A 2,033-nucleotide genomic window follows, 5' to 3' on the forward strand; every position below is an offset into this window, starting at 1 on the left:
AGAAAAAGAAGTAATTTTAGTAGTACAAATCAACGGCAAACTCCGAGATCAAATTAAAATTACTGCTGACATTTCCGAAACTGACGCAAAAAAACTTGCACTTGAAAGCGAAAAGATTCAGAAATGGATTGAAGAAAAAGAGATTAGAAAAGTGATTTTTGTGAAAGGAAGGTTGATAAATATAGTTTTATAAAACCCACGGGAGATGAACGGCAGTATACGTTCCAAATGTCATGGTAAGTTCTGTCGAACCATAACAACCCCTAAAGGTTAAGATTGGTATGAAACCGATGTGATTATTAAATTTCAATTTTGCAATTTTTATTAATTTCAAATCCCAGTTTCTTGATCAATAATTTCTCTTGTTCTTTTTCAAAATAGACATAAAGCGTTTCAGTTTTTAAGTTCCACTTTGATAATGTGTATAAAGTTATGTGTTCATTCGGCAGATTAATTTTCTCGTTCAAGATATTTAGGGTCTGCTGATTTTCTTATAATTCCCCTCTTGAGAGGGGCTAGGGGTGTGTTAAATTAGCGTAAAAACCCACCCCAACCCCTCCCGAGAGGGGAATATTTGGAGAAAATCAGCAGACCCTATTAATCTCGCCTTTTTCGCTTTCTTGATTCTCATAAACTCTGCGGATGAAATATGTTTGAGGAATAAATTCTTTGTCTTCTTTTTTCCGAATCTTGCTTCGATCATAATCCGAATACCATAAACTTGATTTATTGAACAGCTTTAACTTTTTATCCAGATCAGCTATTGATTCAAAAGTAAATTTATTCCAAAAGTTTCTGGCAAATACGGAATTGGAACCTTCCACTGAGCCATTGTTCCACGGACTACGAGGATTGGTGAAAATTGGAATGATCTTTTTATCAAGTAAAAATTTAATGGTTTTACTGATTGTTCTAACGGCGGAAGCGCTGCCGATAAACGTCAAACCGTTATCCATTTTAACGGCATCCGGAATTAAGAAATTATTGAAAAACCATTCTAATTCTTTTCTGGCATTCTTATTGGTTTGAGCTAAGATGCGCCTGTATTGCTTTAAGCCAAGCGATTTGCAAGAAAAGGCTATAAAGTGAACCGGATTGGTTTGTCCTTTAATAAATCGCTGAATAAAATCAACTTCTAAAACGAGCGAGCCGATTTCTGAAATCAATCGTTTAGGATAATGCTGGTATTTTGAAATCCCTCTTTTTCTTTTCTGATGAGATTTCGACAATCCGAATTCTTTTAAAACGGTTTTGATAAATGATAGATTAATTTTAGTTGGATTAATATTTTTATTCTGTTTGTTCTGATTATTGTTTTCATATAAATATTTCAAAATAGCTTTCGGGCCGATATATAATTTATTTGATTTTTCTAATTCTTCTCTGGTATTTTTGATTAACTGTTTTTCATCGTCTGTATGTGTTCTGGTCTTTCCTTTCTGCCAGCCCCGATTGTCTCTTTCGAAATCTTGCTCTTCTGATTGCGTCCATTTAATTGCAAACTCCCAAGATACTTTTTCTTTTTCAATTATCTGTTTCCTTGAAATGTTTTTTTAAAATGCATCTCATTAATTTTCTCTCGTAATTTAATTCTTTTTTCTTTGTTCATATGATTGATAGATTAGATTGATAAAACATATCTATTCTACCAACTTAACGAACAAAGACAAGTTTAGCACATCGGTTTCATACCAATCTTAACCGTTAAGCATTGAAGAGAGGCCGAAGGAAGTGGCAGATAGAATTATCCCCGGACACTGGGAAGGAGATCTGATTGTTGGGAAGAACAATCGTTCGGCTCTTGGCACTCTGGTAGAGCGCACGACCCGCACGACTATTCTCGTCCCGGTAAAGAGCAAGGAGGCGGAAGTTGTTGCTAAGGCATTCGCCAAAGAAGTAAAGAAACTTCCTCAACAGATGAAATTATCAATGACTCACGATCAAGGGCGGGAAATGGCAAAGCATAAATTGTTTACCGATATTACCGGCGTCAAAGTATATTTTGCCCACCCGAGAAGTCCCTGGGAACGCGG

At 35.7% G+C, this 2,033-nt stretch carries 2 protein-coding genes and 1 pseudogene; 2 read left to right on the plus strand and 1 reads right to left on the minus strand.

The genetic code is table 11. The annotated features are described in order from the left end of the window. Positions 1-193 (plus strand): hypothetical protein (locus KKG99_02390; protein ID MBU1011830.1); only part of this gene is annotated, 193 nt, incomplete at its 5' end. Between the two features lie 391 nt (positions 194-584). On the opposite strand, the gene KKG99_02395 is transcribed toward KKG99_02390, so the two are convergent. Further along, entirely contained in the window at positions 585-1,334 is a 750-nt protein-coding gene (locus KKG99_02395; protein MBU1011831.1) for a hypothetical protein, read from the minus strand. 373 nt (positions 1,335-1,707) lie between these two features. Between KKG99_02395 and KKG99_02400 the strand changes: the two are divergent. Continuing rightward, positions 1,708-2,033: pseudogene (locus KKG99_02400) on the plus strand (IS30 family transposase).

The sequence above is a fragment of the Bacteroidota bacterium genome, from assembly GCA_018816945.1.
Classification (GTDB): Bacteria; Bacteroidota; Bacteroidia; order Bacteroidales.